The 23,504-nt window shown below is 39.9% G+C and carries 17 protein-coding genes; 12 read left to right on the top strand and 5 right to left on the bottom strand.

All coding sequences use genetic code 11. From position 1 onward, the window contains the following. Positions 1-12: 12 nt before the first annotated feature. Both J671_RS10890 and J671_RS10885 read right to left on the bottom strand, forming a co-directional pair. Complete coding sequence (locus J671_RS10890) at positions 13-780, bottom strand: hypothetical protein (RefSeq protein WP_031982260.1); 768 nt, start codon at positions 778-780, stop codon at positions 13-15. A 389-nt stretch (positions 781-1,169) separates the two neighbouring features. Further along, a complete protein-coding gene (locus tag J671_RS10885; protein WP_004884881.1) occupies positions 1,170-4,667 on the bottom strand; it encodes a PAS domain-containing hybrid sensor histidine kinase/response regulator in 3,498 nt (1,165 codons plus the stop codon). 183 nt (positions 4,668-4,850) lie between these two features. Here J671_RS10885 and J671_RS10880 point away from each other — a divergent pair, with 183 nt between their 5' ends. The 4 genes from J671_RS10880 to J671_RS10865 all read left to right on the top strand — a co-directional run bounded on the left by J671_RS10880 (position 4,851) and on the right by J671_RS10865 (position 9,896). Continuing rightward, entirely contained in the window at positions 4,851-5,183 is a 333-nt protein-coding gene (locus J671_RS10880; RefSeq protein ID WP_002053967.1) for a DUF485 domain-containing protein, read from the top strand. Position 5,184: 1 nt separating this feature from the next. Next, positions 5,185-6,900, top strand: a complete 1,716-nt coding sequence (locus J671_RS10875; RefSeq protein ID WP_002053821.1) for a cation acetate symporter — start codon at positions 5,185-5,187, stop codon at positions 6,898-6,900. A gap of 169 nt (positions 6,901-7,069) precedes the next feature. After that, positions 7,070-7,762: an ion channel gene (locus J671_RS10870; RefSeq protein ID WP_006580844.1), complete on the top strand. Its 693-nt coding sequence runs from the start codon at positions 7,070-7,072 to the stop codon at positions 7,760-7,762. 166 nt (positions 7,763-7,928) lie between these two features. After that, positions 7,929-9,896 carry a BCCT family transporter gene (locus tag J671_RS10865; RefSeq protein WP_004711521.1) on the top strand — a complete coding sequence of 656 codons (1,968 nt, stop codon included), beginning with the start codon at positions 7,929-7,931 and terminating at the stop codon, positions 9,894-9,896. A gap of 58 nt (positions 9,897-9,954) precedes the next feature. Here J671_RS10865 and omp33-36 read toward each other — a convergent pair whose 3' ends face one another. After that, entirely contained in the window at positions 9,955-10,836 is an 882-nt protein-coding gene (gene omp33-36 / locus J671_RS10860; RefSeq protein ID WP_031982258.1) for a porin Omp33-36, read from the bottom strand. 992 nt (positions 10,837-11,828) lie between these two features. On the opposite strand from omp33-36, the gene J671_RS10855 reads away from it, so the two are divergent. Further along, positions 11,829-13,535, top strand: coding sequence for a GGDEF domain-containing protein (locus tag J671_RS10855; protein ID WP_031982257.1), 1,707 nt, complete (start codon positions 11,829-11,831; stop codon positions 13,533-13,535). 32 nt (positions 13,536-13,567) lie between these two features. Here the strand turns inward: J671_RS10855 and uvrA are convergent, their stop codons facing one another. Next, positions 13,568-16,402: an excinuclease ABC subunit UvrA gene (gene uvrA, locus J671_RS10850; protein WP_031982255.1), complete on the bottom strand. Its 2,835-nt coding sequence runs from the start codon at positions 16,400-16,402 to the stop codon at positions 13,568-13,570. 294 nt (positions 16,403-16,696) lie between these two features. Here uvrA and J671_RS10845 point away from each other — a divergent pair, with 294 nt between their 5' ends. From J671_RS10845 to J671_RS10830, 4 genes are all read left to right on the top strand, one after another. Next, positions 16,697-17,299 (top strand): TetR/AcrR family transcriptional regulator, encoded by a 603-nt coding sequence (locus J671_RS10845; RefSeq protein WP_031982254.1) that lies wholly within the window; start codon positions 16,697-16,699, stop codon positions 17,297-17,299. A 3-nt stretch (positions 17,300-17,302) separates the two neighbouring features. Further along, complete coding sequence (locus J671_RS10840) at positions 17,303-18,280, top strand: zinc-binding dehydrogenase (RefSeq protein ID WP_031982253.1); 978 nt, start codon at positions 17,303-17,305, stop codon at positions 18,278-18,280. Positions 18,281-18,346: 66 nt separating this feature from the next. Further along, positions 18,347-18,700 carry a DUF1304 domain-containing protein gene (locus J671_RS10835; protein ID WP_000580161.1) on the top strand — a complete coding sequence of 118 codons (354 nt, stop codon included), beginning with the start codon at positions 18,347-18,349 and terminating at the stop codon, positions 18,698-18,700. A gap of 52 nt (positions 18,701-18,752) precedes the next feature. Further along, positions 18,753-19,094, top strand: a complete 342-nt coding sequence (locus tag J671_RS10830) for a GlpM family protein (RefSeq protein WP_002053924.1) — start codon at positions 18,753-18,755, stop codon at positions 19,092-19,094. Positions 19,095-19,144: 50 nt separating this feature from the next. On the opposite strand, the gene tenA is transcribed toward J671_RS10830, so the two are convergent. Further along, positions 19,145-19,819: a thiaminase II gene (gene tenA, locus J671_RS10825; protein WP_000899420.1), complete on the bottom strand. Its 675-nt coding sequence runs from the start codon at positions 19,817-19,819 to the stop codon at positions 19,145-19,147. Positions 19,820-20,082: 263 nt separating this feature from the next. Here tenA and J671_RS10820 point away from each other — a divergent pair, with 263 nt between their 5' ends. The 3 genes from J671_RS10820 (at position 20,083) to ssb (ending at position 23,312) form a co-directional block, all read left to right on the top strand. Beyond that, positions 20,083-21,165 carry a DUF475 domain-containing protein gene (locus tag J671_RS10820; protein ID WP_002054048.1) on the top strand — a complete coding sequence of 361 codons (1,083 nt, stop codon included), beginning with the start codon at positions 20,083-20,085 and terminating at the stop codon, positions 21,163-21,165. A 146-nt stretch (positions 21,166-21,311) separates the two neighbouring features. Then, positions 21,312-22,676: an MFS transporter gene (locus tag J671_RS10815; protein ID WP_031982251.1), complete on the top strand. Its 1,365-nt coding sequence runs from the start codon at positions 21,312-21,314 to the stop codon at positions 22,674-22,676. A 51-nt stretch (positions 22,677-22,727) separates the two neighbouring features. Continuing rightward, positions 22,728-23,312 (top strand): single-stranded DNA-binding protein, encoded by a 585-nt coding sequence (ssb, locus tag J671_RS10810; RefSeq protein WP_002053972.1) that lies wholly within the window; start codon positions 22,728-22,730, stop codon positions 23,310-23,312. Positions 23,313-23,504 lie beyond the last annotated feature (192 nt).

Genomic DNA, 23,504 nt, shown 5'->3' with positions numbered 1-23,504 from the left:
TATATGTTCCACTTAAGCAAGGCAATCTTGCTTAGGTGTTAGGCTGTCGCAGTACAGTGGGTTAAGAGCACATTGCAAATCATCAATTTGTTCTTGAGTTACGTAGCCTTTACTTTTTAAATATTCAGCTACACGGTCATCACGCAAGCTTAAGAAAGCTGCATCATAAACACCTAAATCAACAAAAAGTGCTGCGGTTTCTAGGCTATTGAATCGATCAAGGAAAATATCATTGCCATACATTAAGAAGATATGGTCAAGTTTTGCTTTTTCATCTACATGCAAACGCTCAGCAAGTTGATGTGGAGGTATCTTAATAAAGAGCAAGTCAGAAAGTTCATCAAACTGAGTCATATCTAACTGGTTTTCGCCAAGTTTGACATGGCCAAGCCAAGCCTTGAAAACCAGAACAGCACCACCGCGGAGTAACATGCTCCAGATTTGATGGCGTGTGTCATGATCAAGATTTTCACTTTCAGCAGTGAGGACTTTTAAGAAGTTCTCTTCTTGTTGCGCTAACTTGTCAAATAAGCCCAAACCTTGCGGATGATAAGCAGCAGGTGCAAATACATCAAAATTTAAATCATGAAACACATTAAGTGCGAGGGGCACAGCACACTGATAAATTGTATTAAGAGCTTTGATATGTGCTTCGCTCAGCTTGCTGTGCGGAAAAATACTTTGCCAATCTAACTCTGGAAGTAAGGCATTGGCACTGTATTGGCGATAAAACTGTTGAGAAGAAAGTTGGCCTTGCGGGCTGTTATCAGAAATATTCATGGCAGTGGTCCTTTGCGTTAATTCATGAGCAGGGGTGCGATCAGGCAAAATAAGTTCAAATAAATCGTCAGACGAATAAAATGCGTTTTGAATATTTATGTGTCATGCAGAATGCAAGTAGAATAAGACTAAAGTCGTATATAGTGATTTTTATCAAATAAATAGTTATAAAAACAATGACTTATTAAATTGTAACCAAGTGTACAAGTGTTCACTTACAAAAAAGGTGAGCTTTGCCATAGAAAAAGAGTCTTTGGAAATTTTGGTCAATAATTTATTGAGTAAAAGTAGACATTTTGAGCAGTTCTGCCTATTGGCTTAAATTTAGCTAAACATTTTTGCCAAGAATCGCTTCCCAAACTTATCAAAGGTTGGGAAGCGATAAATGATTAGTCTGTTGTACTAGCAATTTTAAGACCAGATAACCAAGCTCTTAATGAGGCCGGTTTTAGTGGTTTTTTAAGTAGAACTATATTTAGTTCTTTTAATTGCTGTGGTAACTCGGGGTGGGAGTCCGCTGTAATTAAGGCAACGGGAACATCTTCTTGACGATTTTGATTAATAAAATCAACACCAAGCTGATTGTTATTTAAATGCTGGTCAATGAGCCAAACCTGAATATTCTCTTTTTGAATAATGTCTAGAGCTTGCTCAGGTTCGGTAGCTTTGAACACCTGATAACCCCATCGGCCTAATAAACTACTCATACCCTCTAAAATGGTTTCATCATTATCTAAGCATAAAATACGATACGCTTTAGTTTTTAAAGGCACTGCTTGTACAGTCGGAGTTGCAACTTTTGGTGGCTCGACAATAGGCACTTCAATCATAAAGCATGAGCCTTTGCCCAACTCCGAGTAAACATGAACAGGGTAATTTAGCAAACCTGTCATACGTTGTACGATGGCGAGACCTAATCCTAAACCTTGTTCACCCCAAGGTGATAAATGCCCGCAACGTTCAAACTCTTGGAATAGCTTAATCCGTTGTTCTTCAGCAATACCAGGTCCGGTATCCCAAACCCCAATTCGAATATGACCAGATTGCTGTGCAGAACGAAGTACACCTACGACTACTCGACCTTTGGCGGTATAGCGTAGGGCATTGCTAACAAAGTTTTGAATAATACGACGAATCCACTGCGGGTCAGTATCGATCCAGAAAGATACATCGTGGACTTTCAGTGAAATATTCCGCTGAGCAGCGATCGATTTAAACTGCAACTCAAGGTCACTGAGTAAATCATGCAATGGATAAGGTTGTCTTTTTGGTTGTATGGTGCCGCCTTCCAAACGTGCAATATCGAGTAGGGCAGACAGCATACTTTCTGCACCATAGAGTGCACGGTCAAGTTGCTGTAAGGTTTGGCGGTCTTCTTCAGTCGAAATGCTTTGCTCAAGAACAGTACTAAACAGACGAGCAGCGTGCATAGGCTGTAATAGATCGTGACTTGCCGCAGCAATAAATCGGCTCTTGGACATATTGGCCATATCAGCTTGCTCACGTGCAAGCTGTTGTTCAGTTAAGGCATCAGCAAGCTGTTGAGTCCGATCTTTTACGCGAGCTTCAAGTACGGCTTCGTTCGCACGGAAGGCCGTAATATCGGCAAATGTCGTGACGAAACCACCGCCTGAAATTGGATTACCTCGCATTTGAATAACGCGGCCGTCTTTACGGATACGTTCAAACTCGTGGGCGCTGCCGACTTTCATCCAGTGAAGACGTTTGCGTACATGCTCTTCGACTGAACCGGGGCCACATTCGCCGCGTTCAGCGTTATAACGAATCAGGTCGGCAATTGGGCAGCCGACATAAACAAGGTCTTTTGGATAACCAAATAGTTTTAAATATTGGTTGTTCCACGCGACCAGACACATATTTTTATCGACCACACTTACCCCTTGGGTCATGTGGTCAATCATGGTCATAAGCAGATTTTGATTGAAACGTTGCCACTGAGATGCTTGGTCTAAAATATTAGCGACTTGACCCAAAGCAAGGCCATTATTAATCATGGCTGTCGTGAGCAAAGTACGTGCAGAAGCAGCACCGATAATACCGGCCAGATATTGCTCGGTAAAACGCCACCACATACCATTGGCAATTGTATTGGGATTGAGTGTGAGATGGTTTTGCTCACAAAAGTTCTCGAACGCTTGTGTAGTGGGTTGCTCACCTGTAATTCTTTTTGCCAAGGCAAATAAATCACCTACTTTTAAACGGGCCGCGTCATGAGGAAGATAGGTTAAATCAGTAGATGTGTGCGGTGATGGTAAAGGCTTAGTTTCATAGTAGAAGAAGCTTTCTGCCTGAATTTGTTCTGCCACACTTGGTCGATAAATTTTTGAAATCCAGATATATAAAACAATATTTAAACCAAGTGACCAAATGACACCGTGAGTTAAAGGTGCAAATGACTCAAAACCAAATAAAGATTCCGGACGTAAGGCATTAATGCCAAAAGGACCAAAAAGCAAAATACTTTGAGCAGCATCCTGATAGGCTTCAGGCAAGCTACGCAAAATTGTTGGAAAGAGTAAGGTATAACTCCACATTAAAAATCCAACAATCAGACCTGCATAGACACCTTGGCGGCTTCCGCCACGCCAGTACAAACCACCAATCAGTGCCGGAGCAAACTGCGCTACAGCACTAAATGCCAATAAACCAAAAACTGAAAGTTGGTTAATATCATTAAAGAAATGGAAAAATAAAAAGCCAAGTAGCATCACTGCGACAATACTGATACGACGGCTGAACTTCAGAACTTTAGGTAAATGTTTATCATGACGCGACAGCAATTTAAAACGCCATAAGGCAGGCATAATCAAGTCGTTACTGAGCATGATAGACAATGCAACTGATGAAACCAGTAACATACCTGTCGAGGCTGAAAAGCCACCTAAAAAGGCTAGTAAAGCGAGCCATTCTTGGTTGTAACTTAACGGCAGTGACAGTACAGCCACATCGGGTACAGTTAGGAATTTCGGTGCGGCATGCAAAGCCCAGCTTGCGATTGGGATAATAGCTAAAATAGTTAAAATGAGATAAACCGCGAACCATTTACGGGCACCGCGAATATGCTTTTCATCGCGTAGCTCGACCACCGCCACGTGGAACTGGCGTGGTAAACAAATAATAGCTAAGCCTGCCAGTAAAGTTTGAATCCAGAAAGTTTCAGGTACACCAAAGAGCTGAACCTCCTGAAAAGTCTGGTTTACATCAGAGGTCATTTGGCTGAGGTTAGCTGGTGATTCAAAAATAAAAAATAAAGCGACGCAAAGTAAGGCAAATAACTTCACAAATGACTCAAATGCAACTGCAAGCATGAGGCCGCCATGCTGTTCCGTATTTGCGATCTGCCGTGTACCAAAAATCATGGCTAAAATCGCAAGCACACTGGTGAGCAATAACACACTGTTGGTCGTCGTATGAATATGCGAGCTTTGCTCCATAATGACCGAGGTACTTAAAGCGATTGCACGGAGCTGTAACGCAAGGTAGGGGATAATCGCGATAACCGCCAGAATAGTGACTAGAGAGGCGAGTACGCCACTTTTACCATAGCGCGCTGCGACGAAGTCAGCGATTGATGAAATCGCATGGTGCTGGCGTACTCGACCTAAACGCCGCCAGATGTCGTAACCAAACCAGACAAATAGCAGTGGGCCTAAATAAATAGGCAAGAAGATAACGCCTTCACGTACGGCTGCACCGGTTGCCCCATAAAATGTCCATGATGAGCAATAGACACCTAAAGTTAAACTAAATAAAAACATGCGGCCACGTGTGCCAAGACGACTGGCATGCTTCTCACCAAAAAAAGCACAGACAAATAAAAGCGCAATATAAAGAGTGAGCACCCCAATAATCAGCCAGCTGTTCATATGACCTACATAAGTGAAACCGTGTGTCTATCATAACCTATGCCGATACAAAGCTATAAATTGATTAAATTTTAACGACCAAAGTCTAAGTTACGACTTAGAGGTAATCTTGCTAACTTTAATAATGAAAAAATACATTAAAAAAAAGTGACCAAGGTTGGGCACTATGTAAGGAGTTTGGTTATGGATCAAAGCCAAGTGGAACAGATTCTACGTAATCCAAAGTTTCAAAAAATGGTCAAGACAAAAAGTGCATTAAGTTGGACCCTCACCATCATCATGTTAATTCTCTACGTGGGCTTTATGCTACTTGTAGGCTACAACAAAGAATTTTTGATGAGTTCATTTAGTGGCGGTGTAACGACATGGGGGATTCCTCTTGGAATAGGAATTATCATTTTATCTTTCGTACTTTGTGGCGTGTATTCCTACATCGCGAATAACACCCTTGATCAGTTGAGTGAAGAAGCGTTGAAGGAAGTCGAGGCCATCACGCACGAGAAAGGATTACACTAATATGAAATGGAATTCATTAAAAGCGAAAGCCTTATTGGCGGCAGCATCGCTATATTCAACTGTTGCTATGGCAGGCCCGGATTTAGGTGAAGCTGAGCAGCAAGCAACCAACTGGCATGCCATCATCATGTTTGTCATCTTTGTTGGTTTCACATTGTTCATTACTAAATGGGCTGCAAAACAAACTCAATCAGCACAAGATTTCTATACGGCTGGTGGCGGAATTAGTGGTTTCCAAAATGGTTTGGCAATTGCGGGTGACTTTATGTCAGCGGCGTCATTCCTTGGTATTTCTGCAATGGTGTTTAGCTCTGGTTTTGATGGCTTACTTTATTCTCTGGGGTTCATGGTCGGTTGGCCAATCGTTTTATTCTTGGTAGCAGAGCGTTTACGTAACCTCGGTAAATATAACCTTTCCGATGTCGTGTCATTCCGTCTTGAAGAAAAACCAGTTCGTACTTTAGCTGCTTTTAGCTCACTTGTAGTTGTTGCATTTTATTTAATTGCGCAAATGGTGGGTGCAGGTCAGCTGATTAAATTGCTATTTGGTTTGAACTACAACATTGCTGTAGTCATCGTTGGTCTATTGATGATGGCATACGTAATTTTTGGTGGCATGTTGGCAACCACATGGGTACAAATTATTAAAGCGGTCATGTTACTGAGCGGTGCAACCTTTATGGCATTTATGGTCATGAAAGCTGTTGGTTTCAGTTTCAGCAATATGTTTACCCAATCTATTGAAGTGTTCAGTAAAGTCCATAACATAAGCCTTGCCGACGCTGCAAAAATTATGGGTCCTGGTAAACTTGCCGCGAACCCAATTGATGCTTTATCTCTTGGTTTAGCACTCATGTTTGGTACAGCGGGTCTTCCACACATTCTTATGCGTTTCTTTACTGTAAAAGACGCAAAAGAAGCACGTAAATCTGTAGTCGTTGCAACAGGTTTTATTGGTTACTTCTACCTTTTAACTTTCATTATTGGTTTCGGTGCGATCCTTTTTGTATCAAACAACCCGCAATTCCTTGATGTTGCGAAAATGGCAATGACAGGAAAGCTTGAGCTGGTTGGCGGTAACAACATGGCAGCTGTGCATTTAAGCGACGCTTTAGGCGGTGACTTGTTCATGGGCTTCATTTCAGCAGTAGCGTTCGCAACGATTCTTGCTGTTGTTGCTGGTTTAACACTTTCAGGTGCATCTGCAATTTCACACGACTTATACGCTAACGTATTTAAAAAGGGTCAAACGACTCCAGCTTCTGAACTTCGTATGTCAAAAATCGCGACGCTTGGTTTAGCAGTTTTTGCCATGATCTTGGGTATTTTGTTTGAAAAGCAAAACGTAGCATTCATGGTAGGTTTAGCGTTCTCTGTAGCTTGTTGTGCGAACTTCCCGGTACTTGTTCTTTCAATGTTCTGGAAAGGTTTAACCACACGTGGTGCTGTGATTGGTGGGGTGGTTGGTTTGGTAACAGCTGTTGTACTGATCATCTTATCTAAAGCGGTATGGGTTGATACTTTAAAAATCTCAGATACACCAATTAACCCGTTCAATGGTCCTGCATTGTTTGCGATGCCATTGTCGTTCCTTTGCTGTTGGTTCTTCTCAGTGACTGATAACTCAGCACGTGCGAAAAAAGAACGTGCTGCTTTCGACGCACAATATGTACGTTCAATGACAGGTATTGGTGCTTCTGGTGCATCAGACCACTAATCAGAATGTATTAAACATGTCATAAAAAGCCCTACGGGGCTTTTTTTGTTTTTCTCCTAAAGGTTATTGAAAAGAAGCTCCTTAATAAAGAACAACTTGTTTATCCTATTTTTTGTACAGTATGATTTTCTATAATTCAAAACATAATGAAAAAATGGAAAATAATTAAATGCGATCTATTATCGAGTTCTGGGCGAGCTTTCGATTATTGCCTTCTGCATGGTTGCTGTTTGTGCAATTCATTTTACTTATTCTGGCTATGCTGACTTTTGATAATGAGGTTTATAGAACCTTAACTTGGGCATTAGGAGTACTTGCTTTACTCATTATTGCTAAAGTGATTCGTCAAACACCTATGTTTACCTTTTTAGGACTTACCTTTGTAAGTGGCGCAATTATATCGTCAGTGTTTATTTTATTGGGCTACAGCAATTTAACCATCCAGATTTTTGCTCACAGCTGTGAAGCTTTAGCTTACTTCTCGGCAGCTTATGGGTTATTTCGTTATATGTTTGCTGACCGATATTTGACACGAGATGAGCTGTTTGCAGCAGCAGCTGTTTTTACCTTAATTGCTTGGGGATTTGCTTTTTTATACAACATTTGTCAGTTGTTAATTCCAAATAGCTTCCAAAATCCAAACCATGTTTATCACTTACAAACTTGGCTAGATTTATTATTTTTAAGCTTTAGTTTGCAGTCAGCGACAGGGTTGTCTGACCTCATGCCCCTTAGTCCACCAGCACGTGTTCTAGCGATGTTACAAATGTTTTGTGGTGTTATGTACTTGGCATTAATTGTTACGCGTTTGATCGCTTTACAGTATATTTCACACGCTCCTAAAAAGAATTCTGATAAATAAAGAACGAGGTGTTTTAATTTATTTACACCTTTGTAACTGCAATATTAATTAAGTTTGTTTACAGTATGATCGGCTTTCTCTATTGAAAGATATAACTTTGTTCATTCCTGAATGTCTTTATTGGCTTCATGCCTGTCACTTTTCATTAAAATAACATGGAGGATTTATGCCTTCCAAACAAACGAGTTGGTTCGCAAATGTTAATCCCAATGTCTTTTTGGGTACGGTCATTATTATTGCTTTGTTCCTAGCAGTTGTCGTGATCGCTCCGAGTTCTTTTGAACTTTTAACGCAACAGTTAAAGCAGTGGATCACCGATTCATTTAGCTGGTTCTATGTTCTATCAGTTGCATTCTTTCTTATTTTACTCATTTATATTGCCTGTTCTGCGATAGGTCGGATTAAATTAGGCCCTGACCATAGCCAGCCCGAATATAGTAACGGTTCATGGTTTGCCATGCTGTTTACTGCCGGTATGGGTATTGGCTTAATGTTCTTCGGTGTTGCTGAACCTGTCATGCACTATGTAAATCCACCAAGTGGAGATGCGCAGACAATTGATGCAGCTCAGCAAGCTCTACGTGTGACTTTTTTCCACTGGGGCTTACACGCATGGGCAATTTATGCTGTGGTCGGTTTAGCATTAGCTTATTTTGCTTATCGTCATAATTTACCGTTAAAGACCCGCTCAGCCCTTTACCCCCTCATTGGTAAAAAGATTTATGGGCCGTGGGGCGACAGTATCGATATATTTGCGACCATTGGTACGGTATTTGGTGTAGCGACTTCTCTCGGATTTGGTGTCACCCAAATTAACTCTGGTTTACATTATTTATTTGGTGTCGAGCAAAGTACCAATATTCAAGTTCTACTTATTATTTTTGTGAGTATTTTAGCCTCATTATCTGTGTTCTTAGGTTTAGATAAAGGGGTTAAACGCTTATCAGAGCTAAACTTAGTCTTAGCTTTAATATTATTAGTATTTGTTTTTATCGCTGGCCCTAGTATTTATTTACTTCAGACTACTATTCAAAATACTGGGCAATATATATCTAACCTTTTTACCATGACATTCAATTTATATGCTTATCAGCCAAATGGATGGATTGGGGGATGGACCATTTTATATTGGGCTTGGTGGATTTCATGGTCACCATTTGTGGGTATGTTTATCGCAAGGGTTTCCCGTGGTCGTACCATTCGAGAGTTTATTGTAGGTGTTCTTCTTATTCCGACAGGCTTTACCATCATTTGGATGGGCTTTTTAGGAAATGCCGCGTTATTTAGCATTATCCATGAACATCAAACCACTCTCATTCAGGCTGTCCAGCAAGACTCCTCAGTTGCTCTATTTGAGTTTTTAGGGCACTTGCCATGGTCAGGTGTCATGAATATTCTGGCTACTATTTTAGTGGTTTTATTCTTCGTGACTTCTGCGGACTCGGGAGCACTCGTTACTGACTACTTAACAGCAAAAACTGAAAATTCACCAACTTGGCAGCGTCTGTTCTGGACAGTGTTGATGGCAGTGCTGGCTATTATTTTACTCTTGGTTGGCGGTCTTGCTGCACTGCAGTCTTCAATTATTATGAGTGCGTTGCCGTTTACTGTAGTCATGCTCTTGATGAGCTGGGGGTTAATAAAAGCTTTGCATCTTGATGTCACGAAAATGCAAGCAATTCAGGAAGCTCGTATTACCCCACGTGCTATTCATAACCCGAGAAGTTGGCAACAACGATTAGGTTTGATCATGCATTATCCTCATAGTGAAGAAGAGGTGAAGCAATATATTGAAAAGCAGGTTTCACGAGCTTTTGAAAATATTCAGCATGAGTTTAGACGTCGTCATCTTGAAGTTTCAATTAGTGAAGTTGAAGATGGTATGCAGCTTCGAGTCGATCATCATCATGAAATTAATTTTATTTATAAAGTTGTTTCACGTGAAACAGTACCACCAAGTTTTTTAATTGGTCGTACGGAAGCAGAAGATGGTCAATATTTCCAAGCCGAAGTATTTTTGAGAGAGGGTGGGCAGAACTACGATGTAATGGACTGGACGCAGGAAGATTTGATTCAGGATATTATTGATCAGTACGAACGTCATTTACATTTCTTAAATATCGTACGTAGTTAATAGCCATAAAAAAAGGACTCAATTGAGTCCTTTTTTTTAATTCAATTTCTAAATTAAATTAGAAACGGAATTTAGCATTTAAGCCGATAGTTTGTGTGTCACGTGGGTTGCCATCTTTCGCATTTGCTTTAACGAAGTCAGCACCAACTGCTAAAGCAGGAGTGATGAAGTATTGAGTGTGACCACCCCAAACATGATCGTAACCAGAATTAAATGCAGATACATCAGCAAAAGATGCACCAACGCTTAACTTAGGAGTTACGAATAAATCAGTTTTCATACCGTAAGCATTATCTTCAGCAAATAAAGCAAATGCTTCAAAACCAATCGCCATGTTAGTACCATCAATGTTTCCAACATATTTAGTACGAGCAGTTACAGCATCTTGTTTTTCATCAATAGCAACTGATTCACCAACTGCTTTAGCGATTCCGTATTTATTAACACCGAATGCATCTAAAGAAATTTGATCAGCAACACTTGTATAACCAACAGCAACTAAGAAGTTAGGTAACAACATTGCACCAGCTTCTAATGCATAACGGTCACCGTTGTCATCACTTACGCCATCTTTAAAATCATTGATAGTGTGGTTGTAAGATGCGCTAGCATAAACTGGTACGTAAGGAGTTGGAAGGTATGCTTCACCTTTAACACCATAAGTGTGAGATTCAACGTTTACAGTGTCTTTCTCATCATATTTGATATAGTTATAAGCAACAGAAACGTTAGATGCTTGGTTTAAGAAAGCTGCTTCAGCTAAAGGACCTTTAGACGCATCAACATTTTTGAAGTAATAAGTACCTTGAGCAGTACCAGTGAAGTTTTTATCGTTTGCAGTTGTGTCAACATATTCAGATTGACCTTGAACTTCAAATTGATAAGCATGAGCACCGGTCATGGCTAATAATACAGCAGTGGCTAAACCAAGTTTTTTCATAATCATTTCCAGCATTAACAAGAGATAAAGCTGGGGTCATTGTATTGTAACAATTTATGAAGTCAATAATAGATGAAACGTAATGTTAAGGAAATTTGACACTTATGTTAAAAATGTTTAAAAAATAAACAATCAGAGTGTCTTATGTCAACCTGCTAAAAAAATGAACATTAACAAGAAGCTAAACCTTAAGATTCATAAGGATTTGGCTTGAAATAGTTTCAAAATAATTACATTTATAATTGGAAAAAATGATTTTATTGATCGGATTTAACGTTCATAAATTTGTCGATTCGTTTAATAAATAGTCGTTCGAATATTATTCTTGTTTCAATTTTCATATATTTTGAGGAATAGTTATCATTATTTTGATAAGTTTATCTAAATAATCTATCTATTTAAAATAATTATATAATTGAATAAGGCTAAAAAAAAACATTTTTAAATCAAAAAAACGATTAAAAAATTAATTCTGATCAATTTAATCAACTTTACAAAATTAGAGATAAGTCACACAATTCAATTGCAAAGTTCACTATCTAACATTTTTATAGTTGGTAGTACTTTCCCAGATACGATGTGTTATCACATCAGACTTTACGAGCTCAGCTTTCCCCAAGGTTGAGCTTTTTTTTATCTATAAGAAAACATTAACATTTATTAAAAAAATTACATGAAATTTCTTTTTTTTGGTTTGTATAAAAAAGAACCCAGCTTAGAGCTGGGTTTCGGATGCTGGGAGAGGCATCCAAGAGGAAAAAGAAGCTAACTATAGAATTGCGAAATTTACTTCAGCTGTAAAATGGAGTTTTGCTATAGCCATCATTTGCTCTTTCGATCAGATTTTCATGAAATACAAACGATGAAGACCTATATTGCGTTATTCAAACTTTGTTGCTGAACTTCTGCTCATTAAAGTGCTAGGATGCGGGTTAATTACTTCATTTTATAGTAGTGATGATGGTAGGGCATTTACGGAGTACCAGCTAGAAATGTCAGGATTACGTTCAGAACATATCAGTAATCGACTATTTTTCTTTATGTTGGTCATTATTCTGTCCTTACTGTTTATGGCTGTACCTCTTATTGTCAGCAGTTATCAAGAATATTTAAAAACTAAACAAGCGTTGGTTGAAATCAAAAGCTTAAAGTCGATTGCTGAAGTTGCAAATAAAGTATCTAAAGAACGTGCGCCAGCAAATAAATTAATGTCGAGTAACGCTGCCGACTTTTTAAAAAATCAGAAGAAGTTATTAGACTATCGGCTTACTGTCGATCAGCAAATTAATGAAACTATTCGTATTTTAGAAGAAGAGGGTTATTCCGATTTAGCACGTATTTTAGATACTAAATTTAAAGATGATTTGAAACAGGCGCGGGCTGTAGTCGACTATTATGCCGCAACACCTGAACAAGCAAGAACCTCTTTGCAATTTGATAATGCCATTTTGGGTATGTTTGGTGCTTGGGATAGTTGTCGGGAAATTTTGCAAAAGCTTATGTTGCAGCTAAAAAGTAAAGATAGCCAAATTAATAACTATTTTACTTTGATTGTGGTTTTAACTGACATGCGTGATCAGGCCGGTCGTACCGCATCTAATGTTATTGCGCCAGTGACGTTTAAAGAAACGATTCCTAATGATAATCGGGCGCGTTCTTTGCAGACTCAACAGCAAGCCCGTTACTTATGGGCACTTGTAGATACGCTACAGTCTGAGCAAGCCAAGACTCCTGAATATCATCGCCTTTACGCAAGAGTTAAAACTGAATTTTTAGATAAAGGTGTGCCTATTGTTGGTCAACTTTTAAAAGAAAGCCAGAAGCATGAGGCTTACCATTTAAATGGAACTGAACTTACAGACCAAATCGTTGATAAATTTACAACAGTTATTGATTTACAAAATTTTCTACTTAATAAAAGTGTCTTGATTGCATCTCAAGAAAACTATTTGGCAAAAAAGAAATTCTTTCTTACTTTGCTTATTTCTAGCATATCGTTAGCAGCTGCTTTACTTACCTTAATTTATGCAAAGAGGCGGGTATTTGAGCCTCTTATTCAAGCTCGTACCTTAATTCTTGATTTGTCTCATAGCAAAGATTATCCGGTAGATGAATTGAACCCTAAAAAAGGTGAGTTCATTTCACTGTTTGAAGCGATTGACCGTTTGCAAAGAATGCTTAAGCAGCGAGATGCGTTTGAATTCCAACTTAAAAATATTGCAAATACAGACCCGTTAACTGGTGTATCCAACCGTTTAGCTTTATCTGAGTATTTAAAAATTGTTGAGAGCTATCCTCAAAAGTTTTCACAAACCTGTTTAATGATTATTGATATAGATCGCTTTAAAGATGTGAATGATCAATATGGTCATATTGTTGGTGACCAAGTGATTAAGCGTATTACCGATCAATTGAAAGCGAATGTACGCGCTTCTGATCTAATTGTGCGTTATGGTGGTGATGAGTTTTTAATTTTATTAGAACAGGTTCCGTTTTTAGATGCGCGTCTATTGGCGGAAAAAATTCGTATTGCGATTGCTTTAGAAGAAATTAATTTATCTGGCTCAAATGAAAAATTACATGTATCAGTCAGTATAGGGTTTGCGATTGGAGCGACAAGCTGGATGGAGCTGTTAGAAAAAGCAGATCGTTCACTCTTAAGAGCTAAAGCTCGGGGCCGAAATGTTGTAGAGGGATAAAAAAGCCGGAAATCACTTTCCGGCTTTTTGTTTTATTGTTTCAACATCGGTTTCAAGAAACGACCCGTATGGGAAATCTCGACCTCAGCCACTTGTTCAGGTGTACCTTCGGCAATGATCATACCACCACCCGAACCACCTTCAGGGCCTAAGTCCACAACCCAGTCCGCTGTTTTAATAACGTCAAGGTTATGTTCAATCACCACAATGGTATTACCCTTGTTACGTAGCTCATGCAAAATATCGAGTAGCTTGGCAATATCGTGGAAGTGCAGACCTGTTGTCGGTTCATCCAAGATATAAAGCGTTTTACCCGTATCACGTTTTGCTAACTCACGTGCGAGTTTTACACGTTGAGCTTCACCACCAGAGAGTGTAGTAGCCGCCTGACCTAAACGAATATAGCCTAAGCCAACCTGAGTTAAGGTTTCTAAGCGGCGGTGAATGACTGGAATAGCACTAAAGAACTCAGCAGCATCTTCAACCGTCATTTCTAAAACATCAGAAATGTTTTTGCCTTTATAACCGACTTCAAGTGTTTCACGGTTATAGCGTTTACCATGACAAGCATCGCAAGGTACATACATGTCTGGTAAGAAGTGCATTGCGACTTTAATCATGCCGTCGCCTTCGCATGCTTCACAGCGTCCGCCTTTCACGTTAAACGAGAAACGACCTGCACTATAACCACGGGCTTTCGCCTCTGGAGTTTGAGCAAATAACTCACGGATTGGTGTAAATAGCCCTGTGTACGTTGCAGGGTTAGAACGTGGTGTACGTCCAATCGGGCTTTGGTCAATATCAACGACTTTATCAAGGTGTTGTAGACCATCAATTGAGTCAAACTTTTCGGCTGTTAAAGTCGTTGCACCATTAAGCTGTGTTGCAGCCAGTGGAAGTAACGTACGGTTAATCAGTGTTGATTTACCCGAACCTGAAACGCCCGTCACACAAGTCATAATGCCAAGTGGAATGGTTAAATCGACATTTTTTAAGTTATGGCCTGCTGCACCTGAAAGTTTGATGAATTCATCTGGACGTGGCGATTGAGTACGTTTTTTTGGCACCTCAATTTTAAGCTTGCCTGAAAGATATTGACCTGTAAGAGAGTCAACATGGTTAGCCAATTCATCATAAGTACCTTCAGCAATAATCACACCACCATGCACACCCGCACCTGGACCAATATCAATAATATGGTCAGCCGCACGAATGGCATCTTCGTCGTGTTCAACGACTAATACCGTATTACCTAAATCACGTAAGCGAATCAGAGTTTGTAATAAACGATCATTATCGCGTTGATGGAGACCAATTGATGGTTCATCAAGGACATACATGACGCCCATCAAACCTGCACCAATTTGCGAGGCTAAACGGATACGCTGAGCTTCACCACCCGATAGTGTTTCGGCAGAACGAGCCAGACTTAAATAGTTCAGACCAACACTCACTAAGAAGTGCAGACGCTCACGAATCTCTTTAAAAATTTTATCGGCAATTTCGCCTTTAGCACCTTCAAGATTTAAATCTTGATAATAGCTTTCTGCATCGCCAATCGACATGCGGGTAATGTCTGCAATGGTTTTATCTTTTACACGAACATGACGTGAAATTTCATTTAGACGTGAACCACCACATGCATCACATGCTGCATTAGATAAATATTGAGCTAAATCATCACGTACATAGTTACTTTCAGTTTCACGGTAGCGACGCTCAAGGTGTGGCAAAATTCCTTCAAAAGGTTGTACGCGTGTATGTTTGCGGCCGCGTTCATCGATATAACTTAAATCGATTTTTTCTTTGCCAGTACCTTGTAGAAATTTCTTTTGCGTGTCTTTATCTAACTGGTTCCAAGGCGTATCAAGTTGAAAACCGAAGTGGTCGGCAACTTTTTGTAGCATTGAATAGTAATAAGGACGTTGACGATCCCAACCACGAATAGCACCTTCGCTAATCGCAAGATCAGGATTTGGAATCAGTTTCTCAGAACTAAAATGGCTACGTGTACCTAAGCCATCACAAACAGGACAGGCACCAAACGGGTTGTTAAATGAAAATAAACGTGGCTCAAGTTCAGCAACTGCGCGATCACACTCAGGGCATGAGTGTTTTGCAGAAAAAACGCGATCTGGGTGTTCGCCATTCATCCACGATAAAACAGCAATATCACCACCTAAACGTAGTGCTGTCTCAAATGATTCAGCAATACGGTTGCCTAAGTCATCACGTACTTTGAAGCGGTCAACAACGACTTCAATGGTATGTTTTTTCTTTTTGTCGAGTTCCGGTGGCGTATCAATATCAATAATTTCGCCATCTACACGGGCACGAACAAAACCTTGACCTTGTAGTTGTTCGAACAGGTTGCTGTACTCACCTTTACGCTCACGTACCACTGGGGCAAGCAACATAAGTGCTGTACCTTCCTCAAGCGTTTTTACTGCATCGACCATTTCAGAAACGGTTTGTGCAACCATAGGTAAGTCGTGTTCAGGGCAATAAGGCGTACCGACACGGGCATAAAGCAAACGTAAATAGTCATAAATTTCGGTAATGGTACCGACGGTTGAGCGTGGGTTGTGACTGGTAGATTTTTGCTCAATTGCAATCGCTGGTGATAAACCCTCAATCGAGTCAACTTCAGGTTTTTCCATTTGCGATAAAAACTGACGAGCATAGGCCGAAAGTGATTCGACGTAACGGCGTTGTCCTTCAGCGTACAAGGTATCAAAGGCAAGAGAAGATTTTCCTGAACCTGATAGCCCCGTAATCACCACAAATTTGTCGCGTGGAATATCGAGAGACACATTTTTTAAGTTATGGGTACGTGCGCCTCGAATACGGATATGACTTTGGCTCATAAAACATCTCAATTATGTATTGATGAAAATTTAGGTGTTGTTTGATTAGTCACAGGGAGATATGGCTATTTATAAACAACAGACCCTATATGATAACGATTTAAAATTGTTCAAGTGCTACAAAATGATTTAAAGCGACAAATTGTGACGGTTAAACGACAATCGACAAAATTTGTTTAAATAAGCAGATTGTATTTTTAACATTCCTCACTCTACATTTCTACTCTTAGCCTATTTTCACAAGCAACATAATTTTACTAGACGACTGGTCTAATAGTTGTTTATGATGAATGTATGAAACGATTAAACAAAAGCGAAACTACACGACAACACATTCTAGATACCAGCTTTGAGCTAGTACTACGTAAAGGGTTCGTCGGTGTTGGTTTGCAAGAAATCTTAAAGTCTTGTGACGTACCTAAAGGGTCGTTCTATCACTACTTTGCTTCGAAAGAGGCTTTCGGCTGTGCGTTGCTCGAGCAATACATGACTGATTATAAAGTTCGTATGGAACAACTTTGGCAGCACGGTGAGCAAAGCGCCCATGCCCGTTTAATGGCCTTATGGCAGGCGTGGATTGATGATCCAGTAAATGGTAGCTGGGCTGAAAACTGTCTAATTGTGAAACTGGCAGCCGAGGTTTCGGACTTATCAGAAGATATGCGCCAGATTCTTAATGAAGGCGTACACAAACTAACGCAACGTTTGGCTTTGCTAATTAAAGAAGGTCAACAAGAAGGTTCAATTCCAAAACATATTGAGCCTTTAAAAACTGCGCAAGTCATGTATCAGTTATGGTTAGGTGCTGCTTTACTCACAAAACTGTCGCAAGACAAAGCGCATTTATACGTAGCCTTAGAAACCACCCAACAACTCTTAAAACCGATAGAGGAATAAAGCATGCGAAGTATTATCCATCGTAATTTTGGCGAACCTGTAGACGTTTTAGAGCAGGCGGATATGCCAAAGCCAAAGCCGAAAGCAGGCGAAGTGCGTATTAAAACCATTATGTCTCCTATCCATAATCATGATGTATGGACAGTACGCGGAAGCTATGGCTATAAGCCAACTCTACCTGCGATTGGTGGTAGTGAAGGTGTTGGTATTGTAGATGCCTTGGGTGAAGGCGTTACTCATGTACAGGTAGGCCAGCGTATTGCTGTGGCAGCTGTGCATGGAAGTTGGGCTGAATACTTTATTGCACCAGCTCAAGGCCTTATTCCTTTAAATAATGAAATTGATGATGAAACAGCAGCGCAACTGATTGGTATGCCAATTAGTGCTCTCATGCTTTTAGACTTTGTTAACGTTCAACCGGGTCAATGGTTAATCCAAAACACGGCAAATGGTGCAGTAGGTAAAACGGTTGCGATGATTGCACAGGCACGTGGTTTACCTGTGATTAATCTGGTTCGTCGTACTGATGCAATTGCCGAGATGCAAGCATTAGGCATCCAACATGTGGTTGCGACTGATCAGCCGAATTGGAAAGAGCAAGTTAAACAGATTCATGGTGATCAACCTCTTATTGCTGGTGTGGACTCGATTGGTGGTAGCGCAAGTGGTGAAATGCTAAATCTACTTAGTGAAAATAGCCTACTCGTTTCGTTTGGTAGTATGACTGGCGAAACCATGCAGATTTCATCGGGCGATTTGATTTTTAAACAAGCGACAGTAAAAGGTTTCTGGGCGAGTGTGGTCAATAAAGAAATGCCTGCAGAACGTAAAAAGGAACTGATCGTTGAGCTGCTAACATTAGCGACTCAGAAAAAATTAATCTTGCCTGTAGAGGGTGTATTTAGTTTTGATGAGATTAAAACTGCTGCTCAAAAAGCAACGCAGGGTGCTCGTCAAGGCAAGGTATTGCTAAAGCCGTAAAACATAAAAAAGATCAGTCGAGAGACTGATCTTTTTTCATATCTTTAAAATAAAAAGGAAAAACGTATGATCGGACAAATATTCATTGCGCTTATCGCAATATTACATGTCTATATTTTAGTGTTAGAGATGTTTTTGTGGGACAAACCTTATGGCATGAAAGCCTTTGGAAATAATGCCGAAAAAGCAAAACTCACCAAAGTCATGGCACAGAACCAAGGTCTTTATAATGGCTTTTTAGCAGCAGGTTTATTCTGGTCTTTATTGGCTGATGCGCCATTTGCCACATCAATTGCTAACTTCTTTTTAGGCTGTGTACTGATTGCGGGTATTTATGGTGGGCTGACTGCAAGTAAAAAGATTATTTATATTCAGGCAGTTCCTGCATTGATTGCATTAGCCGCTGTTAATTTTCTTTAAAAAGCGCAAAATACAGCGTTTTGAAATGGAAATGACCAAATAGGATCAGCGCATGTGGGCGTTATTTTTAAAGTGTATGTTGGGGGCTGGGGTTGTCCTTATTATTTCGATTTTATCGAAAAGTAAGGCATTTTATATTGCAGGTTTAGTCCCGCTTTTTCCTACCTTTGCTTTAATTGCTCATGTGATTGTTTTTCAGCAAAAAGGAGCCGAAGCGTTACAAAAAACGGCTCTGTTTGGTCTATGGTCACTTATTCCTTATGCCATTTATTTAGTTGCGGTTTACATGCTGGCAACACGCGTGTCGATGTGGTCGTGTCTGGGCTTGGCAACGCTTTGTTGGGTGGTCGCTGCGGCAGGGTTAATTTATGGTTGGCAGTTGTTTCAAAGTTAAATGAAAGACTGACCATTTAACGAAGTAAATGGTCAGAGCCTCAGCTTGATTTAGATCTGATCTAAACCTAACCATTGTCTTTGATGGTAGGCGCTATCCCAAAATAACCATTCAAGTTTTGCACCCATGGTATAAGCTGCATGCATTTTCTCTAAAGTATCTGCATCACAACGTGCAGCAACTTTGTCTACAGTGGCAATCACATTGCGAACGGCGGTATGGAATTCTTCACCTGCGTAGGTATCAATCCATGCTTGGTAAGGGTTGTTAGGAATTGATTTGCTTACAATATCTTTACCGACTTCGGCATAAATCCAGAAGCAAGGTAAAAGTGCAGCAAGTACAACAGGGTAGCTTTCAGACCAAGCAGTTGCTGTCAAAAATGAAGTGTAATGATGGCCTGCCAAGGTCAGTGGTGTATTTTGAAATTCTTCTTTGGTGACACCAAAATTTTTCATAAAGTCATCATGCAAACTGCGCTCAACCACAATTGCAATTTTAGCTGCATCTGAAAACTGCATAATATCGTCAGCATCAAAGGCTTTTGCTGCTGCAACAGCCAGTACGCGACCATAGGCCACTAAGTATTGAGCATCTTGAATGACATAATGACAAAAAGCTTCTTTATCTAAAGTACCGTTAGCAAGTTCCTGATTAAAAGGCAGGTCGAGAATTTTTTGATATAAATTTAAATTACGTTGCCAGAGTTCTTGAGAAAAAAGCATAAAATCATTCCATTTAAAATTAGACAGCTAACCTCGATTTTAAATCAATTTTAAAATACAAAAATAATAATGATAGATATATCGCAAGAAAATATTTAATACGATTAACAAGTTAATTAAATATTATAAATTTCTTTATTAAACATGAAGATAAAGTAAAGGTAATAACGGCATAAAACAACATCGTTTTGTGGTTAATTATCGATATAATAGCCGCGGTTTTTAATAAAGATTAAATTTAGTTCTTGGTATAGGTCTGATCCATGAAGCATTTCCGATTTTCGATATTTTTTACGGTGGTGTGTTTAGCACTCGCCGCTTACTGGGGTTTTACCCATGGACCTGAAGCTGGCGTGTCGACCATGTTTAAAGCTTTAACTATTACTGCAATTTTAGCTGTAATGGAGGTTTCATTATCTTTTGACAATGCTGTCGTAAATGCATCGGTACTTCGTGGATGGGATCATTTTTGGAAAATGATCTTTTTGACAGTCGGTATTCTCATAGCCGTTTTTGGTATGCGATTGATTTTCCCTGTCTTGATTGTTTCTATGACTGCCGACATGGGCTTTATTGAAGTTGCTAAAATGGCACTCAATGATCCAAAAACCTATTCTGAACGTTTAATGGCTCACCATGCGGAAATTTCTGCATTTGGTGGAACATTCTTATTGTTGGTTTTCTTAAACTTCTTCTTTGATGAAGAGAAAGAAACCCATTGGTTCAGATGGCTTGAAGTTAAATTATCTGACCTAGCCAATGTACCAGCAATGTCGGTTTTTATTGCACTCATCGCATTAATTGTAATGGCGGGCTATGTTGAAGATCATGAGCGTTTAGCTGTAACCATGGCTGGCGTTTGGGGCATTGTGGTTTACATTGGTGTACAAGTTCTTAGTCATTTATTGGGCGGCGAACCTGAAATTGATGAAGATGGTAATGCAGTCATGCAAGATGGTTCAGGTGCTGCTTCTGGTGTGATTAAAGCCGGTTTAGGCGGTTTCTTATACCTTGAAGTGTTAGATGCATCATTTAGTTTTGATGGTGTAATTGGTGCATTTGCAATTACCAGCGACGTTGTCGTGATTATGTTGGGTCTTGCAATTGGTGCGATGTTCGTTCGTTCAATGACGGTTTATCTTGTTGAAAAGGGCACATTAGACGCTTATGTGTTCTTAGAGCATGGTGCCCATTATGCGATTGGTGCTTTGGCTTTCATTATGATTGCAAGTGGTACAGGTTTACATATACCGGAAGTCGTGACAGGCCTCATTGGTGTTGCATTTATTGCATGGGCAGTGATTGCATCTATCCAATATGCGAAACGCGAACAAGAGTCGTCTTAAGCTAATTTTCAGTAAAGTTCGATAGAATAAAGAGGCTAAATGCCTCTTTATTTTTTTCAGCCGAAATCGTTATTTTAAATCATCTCTCCCGTATTTTTAGAAACGAATCGGCTTATAATTTGCCTAGTTTGATAACGTGTATTGATATGATGAATGCTTTGGAACGCCGCTCAACTTTTGCTTTAAGTAGTATTTTTGCGCTACGCATGTTGGGTTTGTTCATGATTATTCCGGTTTTTTCTGTAGTCGGGCAGTCATATCAATATGCGACTCCGGCACTCATTGGTTTGGCTGTGGGTGTATATGGCTTAAGTCAGGCTATTTTACAAATTCCATTTAGCTTACTGGCTGACCGTTTTAGTCGTAAACCGCTTGTGGTATTTGGCCTGTTACTGTTTGCGATTGGTGGTGCAATTGCGGGTTTATCTGACACGATTTATGGCGTGATTATTGGCCGTGCCATAGCAGGTGCGGGTGCAGTTTCAGCAGTCGTGATGGCACTTTTGGCCGATGTCACACGTGAAGAACAGCGAACTAAAGCCATGGCTGCCATGGGCATGAGTATTGGCTTATCTTTTGTAGTCGCTTTTAGTCTTGGGCCTTGGCTCACCAGCATTGTTGGTATTTCTGGCCTGTTTTTTGTCACGACCATTATGGGTTTGATTGCGATTGCGATGCTATTGCTTGTGCCTAAAGTGACCCGCCATCATCGTAACTATCAGCAAGGCTATATGGCGCAGCTTAAGCAAGTCATTCAAATGGGTGATTTAAACCGTTTACACGTTTCGGTTTTTGCATTGCATTTATTGCTGACAGCTATGTTTATTTATGTGCCTTCACAGCTTATCGAGTTTGCGCATATTCCTCTGGCGAGCCACGGCTTGGTGTATTTGCCACTGTTGGTGATTAGTTTATTTTTTGCATTTCCAAGCATTATCATCGCTGAAAAATATCGCAAAATGCGAGGCATTTTCTTAACGGCAATTACAGGCATTATTGTGGGGTTGCTGCTTCTCATATTTGGTTATCAGTCTAAATATGTCTTGCTCGCAGGCTTAGGTATTTTCTTTATTGCCTTTAATGTAATGGAAGCTTTATTGCCTTCTTGGTTGTCAAAGTCAGCTCCAATCCAGTCAAAAGCTACTGCCATGGGTGTAAATGCCAGTAGCCAGTTCTTAGGTGCTTTTTTTGGTGGCACGCTAGGTGGTCAATTATTGATGTTACATAATACTGCGATTGGATGGAGTGTCTTAGCAGGGATTGCTATAATATGGCTGCTAATTAGTTTTGGTTTAGCTCAGCCGCGGTATTTGTCATCGATTGTGTTGCCATTGCCGCAAGTGCAACAGGTGAATGAGTGGACCACACAGCTATTGGCAATTCGTGGTATTGAAGAAGTTGTGGTGATGCCTGACCAGCAAGTTGCTTATATTAAAGTCGATAAACAGTCTCTTGATGATGCTGCACGACGTGATTTAACGCAGTTGTTTGGTAAAGAGGTAGCCATTTAAGCATAACTCTTATAAAGTAAAACATAGAAATGAATAGGATGAAGACAGCTAATGCGTGGTGTAAATAAGGTTATTTTGGTTGGTACTTTGGGTCGTGATCCTGAAACAAAAACTTTTCCAAATGGGGGCTCGTTAACCCAGTTTTCAATCGCGACAAGTGAAGTTTGGACCGATAAAACGTCAGGTGAACGTAAAGAACAAACAGAATGGCACCGTATTGTTTTGCATAACCGTTTAGGGGAAATTGCTCAGCAGTTTTTACGTAAAGGTTCTAAGGTTTATATCGAAGGTTCATTACGTACGCGTCAGTGGACAGACCAAAATGGTCAGGAACGTTACACTACAGAAATCCGTGGCGACCAGATGCAAATGTTAGATGCTCGTCAACAAGGTGAACAAGGTTTCGCTGGCGGTAATGATTTTAATCAACCACGTTTTAATGCACCTCAACAAGGTGGCGGTTATCAAAATAACAACCAAGGTGGCGGCTACGGTCAAAACAATGGCGGTGGTTATGGTGGCCAAGGTGGTTTCGGTAATGGTGGCAATAGCCCACAAGGTGGCGGTTTCGCTCCTAAAGCACCACAGCAACCAGCGTCTGCACCAGCTGATTTAGATGACGATTTACCGTTCTAGATCATATATAGAAAGAACTTGTTAAGTTGTTTTTGATTTTTTGTTTTTAATTAAATTTAAATCAAAAACTTATGTTTGAAAATAGCTTCTTTTATTTTGTAAATAAGAGAGGCTATTTTTTTAACTGTAGAAAATGTTAAGTTAAAAGAGCATATATTATTTAATTTGTTAAGTTGCTGTGCTAAAAATGAT

Source organism: Acinetobacter sp. 1130196 (assembly GCF_000588095.1).
Lineage (GTDB): Bacteria > Pseudomonadota > Gammaproteobacteria > Pseudomonadales > Moraxellaceae > Acinetobacter > Acinetobacter nosocomialis.
Note: the sequence above shows the minus strand (reverse complement) of the source record. Positions and strands in the feature narration are given on the sequence as shown.

Bases quoted from the DNA above. Each gene is read 5' to 3' on its own strand.
- ssb (WP_002053972.1), top strand. From the start codon at position 22,728: ATGCGTGGTGTAAATAAGGTTATTTTGGTTGGTACTTTGGGTCGTGAT.
- J671_RS10880 (WP_002053967.1), top strand. From the start codon at position 4,851: ATGGATCAAAGCCAAGTGGAACAGATTCTACGTAATCCAAAGTTTCAA.
- J671_RS10885 (WP_004884881.1), bottom strand. From the start codon at position 4,667: ATGAACAGCTGGCTGATTATTGGGGTGCTCACTCTTTATATTGCGCTT.
- J671_RS10830 (WP_002053924.1), top strand. From the start codon at position 18,753: ATGTGGGCGTTATTTTTAAAGTGTATGTTGGGGGCTGGGGTTGTCCTT.
- J671_RS10890 (WP_031982260.1), bottom strand. From the start codon at position 780: ATGAATATTTCTGATAACAGCCCGCAAGGCCAACTTTCTTCTCAACAG.
- J671_RS10855 (WP_031982257.1), top strand. From the start codon at position 11,829: ATGTCAGGATTACGTTCAGAACATATCAGTAATCGACTATTTTTCTTT.
- J671_RS10840 (WP_031982253.1), top strand. From the start codon at position 17,303: ATGCGAAGTATTATCCATCGTAATTTTGGCGAACCTGTAGACGTTTTA.
- tenA (WP_000899420.1), bottom strand. From the start codon at position 19,819: ATGCTTTTTTCTCAAGAACTCTGGCAACGTAATTTAAATTTATATCAA.
- uvrA (WP_031982255.1), bottom strand. From the start codon at position 16,402: ATGAGCCAAAGTCATATCCGTATTCGAGGCGCACGTACCCATAACTTA.
- J671_RS10835 (WP_000580161.1), top strand. From the start codon at position 18,347: ATGATCGGACAAATATTCATTGCGCTTATCGCAATATTACATGTCTAT.
- J671_RS10845 (WP_031982254.1), top strand. From the start codon at position 16,697: ATGAAACGATTAAACAAAAGCGAAACTACACGACAACACATTCTAGAT.
- J671_RS10820 (WP_002054048.1), top strand. From the start codon at position 20,083: ATGAAGCATTTCCGATTTTCGATATTTTTTACGGTGGTGTGTTTAGCA.
- omp33-36 (WP_031982258.1), bottom strand. From the start codon at position 10,836: ATGAAAAAACTTGGTTTAGCCACTGCTGTATTATTAGCCATGACCGGT.
- J671_RS10865 (WP_004711521.1), top strand. From the start codon at position 7,929: ATGCCTTCCAAACAAACGAGTTGGTTCGCAAATGTTAATCCCAATGTC.
- J671_RS10815 (WP_031982251.1), top strand. From the start codon at position 21,312: ATGATGAATGCTTTGGAACGCCGCTCAACTTTTGCTTTAAGTAGTATT.
- J671_RS10870 (WP_006580844.1), top strand. From the start codon at position 7,070: ATGCGATCTATTATCGAGTTCTGGGCGAGCTTTCGATTATTGCCTTCT.
- J671_RS10875 (WP_002053821.1), top strand. From the start codon at position 5,185: ATGAAATGGAATTCATTAAAAGCGAAAGCCTTATTGGCGGCAGCATCG.